Here is a 7,337-nt window from a genome sequence, read left to right on the forward strand (position 1 = left end):
GCAGATCCTCGGGCCGCTTGCAGCCCTTCAGCAACTCGTCCAGCAGCTCGTTGGAAATCGTCATCGTCCTTGCTCCTCTCAGGAAGCATGGACCGGGTCAGTCATACACAGAAGATCAGACACTCTCTTTCCGCCGCTCACAAGGTCCTCCCACCGGGGCACGGCGCAGACTCAATCGGCCGGCGCACCCGCGACGGCATCCACGATCTTGCCAGCGAGCCTGTACGCGCGCTCGACCACGTCTTGGGGAAGCTTCTCCATGTCTGACGAGACCACATCGCCAATCTGCACGTTGAGTGCGCGTCCGTGGATCTCAACCACACAGAAGTTGTAGCCGAGTTCGTCCACCCGCGGGGTCATGTAGTCCATCGCATTGCCGGCTTGGCTGTCCACGCTCTCGCGGGTCACAGGGATCTCGCCTCCAGCCAGGTGGGCTTGGGCGCGATCAACATTGCCCTCGATCCCGCGTTCGTTGAGCGGATAGAGCAGCACCTGCATGTTCCGGTCGTCCTCCGGGGTGCGGTAGGTTGCCATGTTCCGGCCCTCCTGCGGGCGACTCTGAATGGAGGAACGAGCCATGCCGTCAAGCTCCTCGGGAAAGCCCGGCAGGAACGCGTTCGTGGGATGACGGGGCGACCTCATTGGGTGACCCGGTCTGGGTCGGTGCCTCCGCTGCGGCGGGCAGGACGAGAGCGGCAGTCAGCACTTCGGCAAGTAGAGATGCATTGGGTGGCTTGATCGTCTTCTTGTTGTCCTGCTGCGGTCGGCGGGTGAACCGACCTGGCGACCGCAAGGTTCCTTTGCGGGACCGGTGCTCCACAACTCGCATCAGGACATATTGGATGACCTGCCTCAGCTCTTCGAGAGCAACGGGGACGACGCCTTCATTGTCCGGTCGGTGATCATTGCCAGCACATCTTCACGATCACCAGCACCTTCCATGTAGCAGGGCGCGGGTTGCCTGCGCTACGCTACGGTCAGAGAAGGGGGACTTGGCCGTAACCGAGGACGTCACTTGTAACGTCCCACTGGAGGGCATGATGACCGTGACCAGTCTCCGCGTGACCGTGCACGCGCTGGTGCTGCGCATGATTAACCTTATCCAGATGAGTAGGTTCGATGACTGAGCCGGGCGAGAGCCAGAACCAGCGGCGCCGGATCACGGATACCTTTGCCAGGATGGAGAAAACCTTGACGAACATGGAGCTGCACCTGCAGGCGATGCAAAAGCACGCGGCTTTCATCGAGAAGGTTCTGCTCGACCGTATTGCTGCGGAGCGCAAGGGCGAGGATGGAGAGGTCTGATTCCGCGGCCTGGTAGCCGGTGGGCGCCACGTCGGTCAGCAGCACGGCATCGTCCGGGTCCATCCAGTCGGGGATCAGCGTCGGCCCCACGTCGGCATAGGGCACCCGCCCATATTCCGCCTGTCCCCCGTCATAGCCGCCCGCCGTATGCGAATAGCCGAAGATGCCGCCGACAGTCGTGGCCTGAGGGTTCGCCTCGCCATATGCCGGGCTGTGGCGCTCAGCTTGGATGACGTTTGACTGGCGGGCGTTGGAAAATACTCGGCGAACCAAGTATTGCGTCCATTCAGAGCGTTCCGCAGCCACACGCCGGTGATGACCTTCAGCAATAACGCTCCACGAAGGCCATCTGGTGATCGCCATAGCGGTCGCCATGGGCAAACCCCGCGGGAAGGATGCGCTCGATCTCTGCAATGTCGTCGGAGCCGAGATCCGGAACCTGCCAGTCGCGCAGATGCTCTGCCCTGCGCGTGCCCGGGATCGGGATGATGTGATCCCCCTGCGCCAAGACCCAGGCAAGTGCCGCGCCCGGAACCGTCCAGCCCCGCCCGGCGCAGAGGGCGCGGAAGGGCGCGATGGCCGTAAGGTTGGCCGAGAAGTTCGGCTGGGTGAAACGCGGGTTGGTGTCGCGGAAGTCGATGACGGCGCGGAAATCCCCCCTCAGGGGCTCGCTCCCGAACATGCCACGTCCGAGCGGGGAAAAAGCGACGAAGGCCACGCCCAGTTCCCTGCAGGCCTGGATCAGGCCAAGCTGCGGCAGGCGCGTCCAGAGCGAGAATTCGTTCTGCACCGCGGTCACCGGATGCTCGGCATGGGCGCGGCGCAGGGTCGATGGCGCGACCTCGGAAAGACCATAGCCGCCGATCTTTCCCTCCTCGACCAGCCTGCCCATCGTTCCGGCCAGATCCTCGATCGGGATCTCGGGCTGGCGGCGGTGGATGTAGTAGAGATCCACATGCTCGCGCCCGAGCCGCCGCAGCGAGGCTTCGAGACACTGGCGGATATAGGCCTCGTCGTTGCGCACCGTCCGCGGCGGCCCGGTGACGATGCCGCATTTGGTGGCCAGGTGGGTGTCCCGGCGCCCCCACTTGCCCATGATCCGTTCCGACAGGCCCATGCCGTAGATATCGGCCGTGTCGAAATGGGTGATGCCGGCCTCCATCGCCGCGTCGAGGCAGGCCAGCGAGGTCGCCTCGTCCGTGGGACCGAAGATCCCGCCAAAGCTCATGGTGCCGAAGCCGATGGCCCCGACATCACGGTTGCCGAGCCGTTTCTGTTCCATCTGCCCCCTCCTGTGCCGCGGTGCGGCAGAGAAGCGCGCCCGGTCGTGGGGGTCAAGGACGGCAGGACCGAAACCACCGACAGGGCCTTTGCTTCAGAAGGATGTCGCCATCATTCCGCAGCGCCGGGCATCGTGAAAAGGGGGCAGCCAGCACGCCCTCAAATGGCTTCTCATCCGGAAGGCGCCAATGCGGAGAGCCGGGGCGGCTCAGCAGATCGCCAGCCCTGCCTGCCTGCCGGGACAGGGCTATGCCGCGCCCTCCACCTCGGCCTCGGCCGGGGCAGGGGGCAGGCTTTGCAGGATCATGGGGTCGGGCGACAGCCGGATGCCCTTTCCGCGCAGTGCGGCGTCGATACGGGCGAAGATCTCGGCCCGGCATGCGAGTTCGCGGTCGTGGCGCGGCACCCAGTATTTTACCCGGTAGGTGATCCCCGCCGGGCCATAGCTGAAAACCTGCACCTCGGGCGGCGAGCCGGTCGTCATGGGGCGCATCGCAACCAGCGCCTCGTCGATCATCGCCCGCGCCTCGGCGACCGGCAGGTCTCCGGGCAGGGTCAGTTCGACATGGTCGCGGTATTCCTGGCGGGGGGCACTGAAGTTGGTGATCCGCTGGCGCGAGATCTGGCTGTTGGGCAGGATCACATAGGTGCTGTCACGGGTCACCAGCCGCGTCGTGCGCCAGCCGATCTCCTGCACTCGGCCTTGGGCAAGCGTTTCGATCCGGACCCAGTCGCCGATGCGGAAGGGCGCCTCGAACCCCAGCGCCAGCCCCGAGAAGACGTCGGCCACGACGTTGCGGACGGCAAAGCCCAGCACCGCCAGCACCAGCCCCGAGCCGGTCAGGATGCCGGACAGATTCTGCCGGAAGATCAGCGACAGGCTGGCCAGCGTCGCCAGGGCGAACAGCACCGCCCGCAGCAAGTCCAGCGCCACCTTGGGCACCGGGCGCTTGCCCCTGGGCCGCTCGACCAGCCGATTGAGCGCCAGCAGGTAGAACAGGTGCACCCCCGCAAAGAGCGCAAGCGAGATGAGCCCCCTTTGCAGGGGGCTGCTCAGCCAGGCGAGACCCAGTTCCGCCGGCAGCAGGGCGACCAGCGGCTTGGCAAGGACGGCCAGCAGGGTCAGGGCGATGAAGGTGACGAGGGCAGAGCGGCGCTGCGTGCGTGAAGGGATCAGGTCAGCCCTGGTCAAGGCAGTCCTCGATCGTGGCACGAACGGGCAGTTGGCCGAAGGGCGTGCGGCAGAGGGGGCAGCGGTGCGCGGCGGCGCGGGGCACGCGGTTGCCGCAACGGGAACATTTCGCAGGAGGATAAGGCAGTTTCACGGGGTCACCTGTGGTTGCAGAAGGACGGATACGAGCAATCACCCCGACCGCGTCCGCTGCAGGCCGCAGCTATCGCGATCGGGGTGGAACATGCGCCTTATCACCGCGCAACGATCCCGCAGGTCTGCCCATGCGCCTCACCCTTGTTACAGTTCGTGAAAGATTCAGGCCCTGTGGCCCGTTATAATTGATATAGTTATAAAATATTTAATTTCAACAGGTTGCTTTGAAGCGTGGAACGAGTGTCCGGCCGCTACCCCCCGTCTTGCCGGAAGGGCAGGTCGCCCGCAGGACGGTAGGGGCAGCCTGCGTGGCAACAGTGGAAAGCATGGCCCGGAACATCCGGCTGCGCCTGGTCGGATGCTGTCCGATGACGTGTTGTAGCTGGTCGTCACCGTGATGTCTGGCGCGCGCCTGCTTGATCAGGATGTTGCAGCGGGCAGACTGATGACAGGATCAGCCCGCATTGCCCTGATCGTTTCCAGCGCCATGCAGCGGGCGCGCTGGACGGCCCATTCATCGTTCCGTTCGCGCAACAGTGCGCCGACGGAACGGATGATGGCACCATCGTTCGCGGGTGAGGTCACCCGCATCCGCAGCCTGATGGACAGCTCGACGACCACGGTGATCCTGCAATAGGTCCAATTGCCGGTGGTGCTGGTGCGATGATGGAACTCCGCTCACGGGCGCACCGTGCGAGGCTGGCCGGTGAGCATCCAGGCGCGGCGCGAGAACTCCACCCGAACGCATACAAGGCATTCAACAGCAGAGCCGCGTCCACCGGGCCGGGGGCCGGGCTGCTTCAGAAGGGCAGGACGGAACTGGCAGGCCCGGCCAAAAGCGGCCCCGGTGTCCTTTGCAGCACTTGAAGGCGGCGACCTGAGCAGCGTGGGACACCCTGCAGATGGACAACCCATCGGTGGAAGAACACCTTACCGCGGTGACATGGAGGCGACGCGCGCCTTCCAGCCCGTCCGACTGGCCCCGCGGGGGAAGAACCCTCTGGACCTGTGCCACATGACGGCAGGTGAATTTTCTTGCCGCCATGCAACTTGGCGCACATTCTGAGATGGAAGCCAGTTGAGAGGGCGATATGTCTGACTCGTATCCGACCGAGGCCGCTCCGCCACATCAGCCTGAACTGCATCGCGTCATGGGACCGAAGCTGTTGTTGCTGTTCATCGTCGGCGACATCTTGGGAACGGGCGTCTATGCCCTGACCGGCACTGTCGCGGCCGAGGTCGGAGGTGCCGCCTGGGCCCCGTTCCTTCTGGCCTTCCTGGTCGCGACCATCACGGCTCTCTCGTATCTGGAACTGGTCACGCGCTATCCGCAGGCGGCCGGAGCCGCGCTTTACGCACATCGCGCCTTCGGCATTCATTTCCTGACATTCCTCGTGGCCTTTACTGTGATGTGTTCCGGCATCACCTCGGCCTCGACCGCGTCGAATGCCTTTGCAGGCTTCCTGAATGACGGCTTCGGGCTGGGTTTCCAGAAGGGCAGCACCGGTATCCTGCTGGTCGCCTTGGGCTTCATGGCGCTTGTGGCGGTGATCAACCTGCGCGGCGTGGGCGAAAGCGTGAAGGCGAACGTCGTCCTGACCTGCGTGGAACTGACCGGCCTGCTGATGATCATCTTTGTCGGCTTCTATGCCATGGCGCAGGGACGGGCGGATTTTTCCGAAGTGATGGTCTTCCAGTCCTCCGAGGAAAAGGGCGCCTTCCTGTCCCTGACCGCCGCCACCGCTCTGGCCTTCTTCGCGATGGTCGGCTTCGAGGATTCGGTCAACATGGCCGAGGAGGTCAAGGACCCCGTCCGCATCTTCCCGCGCATCATGCTGACGGGGCTGGCTATCACGGGCGTCATCTACATCCTTGTTTCGATCTGCGCCGTGGCTCTGGTGCCCGTGGGTGATCTGTCGGATCCGAACAAGGGCTCTGCCCTGACGCAGGTGGTGCGTGCGGGCGCGCCGAACCTGCCCTTCGACACGATCTTTCCCTTCATCGGCATGTTTGCGGTGGCGAACTCGGCGCTCATCAACATGCTGATGGCCAGCAGGCTCATCTATGGCCTGGCGCGCCAGGGGGTTCTGCCGCACGGCCTCGGGCTGGTCCATCACCGCCGGCGCACGCCCTGGGTTGCGATCCTGTTCACGACGGCGCTGGCCTTCGGGCTGATCTATTTCGTCGTCACCCGATCCGACCTGCCCGCCGTCAGCCTGCTGGGGGGAACCACGTCGCTGCTGCTGCTTTGCGTGTTCACGGTCGTCAACATCTCGCTGATCGTGCTGCGCAAGCACCCGGCCGGCCATGCCCATTTCCGCGCGCCCATGATCACGCCCTGGATCGGCGCGGCGACCTGCGCCTTCCTGGTCGGTCCTTGGGCAAGAAGCGCGGCGCAGATGGACCAGTATCGCATCGCCGGGTGGCTGCTTGCCATGGGCCTGCTCCTCTGGGCGGCAACCTGGCTGTGGAACCGGGTGCTGCGCAAGAAGCCTTCTCCGGGCAGCATGGGCGATGTGGAGCAGATGCGAGAGCATCACGGCGACGCCCCGAGAAACTGATTGTAAGCAGCTGAACGCTACTCCGCTGCGTGGACGCTGATCATCGACGATAGTTCGCCAGATCTGTTTTGCTTCGTCTGACCAGTGTCGGGTGTCCTGCCAAATGGATTTCCGTCCTGGTTGCGCCGCCGCCGGGATTGGCATCGGCTGGCTGAGACAGGCCTGATCAGGCGTCTGCCCGCCGGGCGACGAATGCGGCCTGGTGCTGTTGGAGAAGCCCACATAGCGGCCAATCGAGGCCCCGGTCCCGAGACGCTGCCCCAGGGGCGCAGGGACACCTTCTCGTATTTCGCTGCGGGGTCCTTCGGTTCACCGTCCGCCAGCGCCGCTCGACGAAGGCGTTGCCGCGCCCTCGGCGTATGGGCCGACCCCCTGCCGTCCATGCTGATGGCGATCTCGGCGTTCTTCAGCGCCGTGATGAACGCCACACCGGTGAACTGCGAGCCCTGGTCGCTGTTGAAGATCTCCGGTCGGCCGGAGCGGCCGAGCGCGTCCTTCAGGGTCTCGATGCAGAAGTCCGGTGACCGCGTGATCGCCAGCCGCCGGGCGAGGACCTTGCGGCTGAACCAGCCGAGGACGGTGGTCAGGTGGACAAAGCCCCTCGCCATCGGAATGGAGGTGATGTCCATCGTCCAGACCTGGTCTGGCCCCGTCACCGCCGGATGGCGCACCAGGCAAGGAGAGATCTTGTGGCCCGGCGCCGGGGCTTTGACGTGTTCGGGCGCCAGAGCGCCGCGCTCGCCATCCCCTTCCTCAGCGGGCAGACGTGAAGCCGGCCCGGTTCGTGTTCCTCCGCCCGCAACAGGCCCTTCAGCATCCGGCTGCCCGCGAAGGGATGCTCAGGATGAAGGGCGACGATCCGG

Annotated in this window: 6 protein-coding genes and 1 pseudogene; 1 reads left to right on the forward strand and 6 read right to left on the reverse strand. The window is 64.9% G+C overall.

What is annotated here, in order from left to right; translation table 11 throughout:
• Nucleotides 1–171 precede the first annotated feature (171 nt).
• From H5395_RS17195 to H5395_RS17215, 5 genes and pseudogenes are all read right to left on the reverse strand, one after another.
• Nucleotides 172–534, reverse strand: coding sequence for a hypothetical protein (locus tag H5395_RS17195; protein WP_182793755.1), 363 nt, complete (start codon nt 532–534; stop codon nt 172–174).
• 564 nt (nt 535–1,098) lie between these two features.
• On the reverse strand, nt 1,099–1,668 hold the full coding sequence (locus H5395_RS18610; RefSeq protein WP_220495108.1) for a hypothetical protein: 570 nt from the start codon (nt 1,666–1,668) through the stop codon (nt 1,099–1,101).
• Nucleotides 1,628–2,587 (reverse strand): aldo/keto reductase, encoded by a 960-nt coding sequence (locus H5395_RS17205; RefSeq protein WP_182793756.1) that lies wholly within the window; start codon nt 2,585–2,587, stop codon nt 1,628–1,630. Before H5395_RS17205 ends, H5395_RS18610 begins: the two co-directional genes overlap by 41 nt.
• 246 nt (nt 2,588–2,833) lie before the next feature.
• Complete coding sequence (locus H5395_RS17210) at nt 2,834–3,778, reverse strand: mechanosensitive ion channel family protein (protein ID WP_234450802.1); 945 nt, start codon at nt 3,776–3,778, stop codon at nt 2,834–2,836.
• Between the two features lie 555 nt (nt 3,779–4,333).
• Nucleotides 4,334–4,483: pseudogene (locus H5395_RS17215) on the reverse strand (IS256 family transposase); the annotation flags it as partial.
• 521 nt (nt 4,484–5,004) lie between these two features.
• On the opposite strand from H5395_RS17215, the gene H5395_RS17220 reads away from it, so the two are divergent.
• Nucleotides 5,005–6,474, forward strand: a complete 1,470-nt coding sequence (locus H5395_RS17220; RefSeq protein ID WP_255440787.1) for an APC family permease — start codon at nt 5,005–5,007, stop codon at nt 6,472–6,474.
• Between the two features lie 17 nt (nt 6,475–6,491).
• Here the strand turns inward: H5395_RS17220 and H5395_RS19630 are convergent, their stop codons facing one another.
• Nucleotides 6,492–7,145, reverse strand: a complete 654-nt coding sequence (locus tag H5395_RS19630; RefSeq protein WP_370576498.1) for a transposase — start codon at nt 7,143–7,145, stop codon at nt 6,492–6,494.
• Between the last annotated feature and the right edge of the window lie 192 nt (nt 7,146–7,337).

The sequence above is a fragment of the Paracoccus sp. MC1854 genome, assembly GCF_014164635.1.
Taxonomy (GTDB): Bacteria; Pseudomonadota; Alphaproteobacteria; order Rhodobacterales; family Rhodobacteraceae; genus Paracoccus.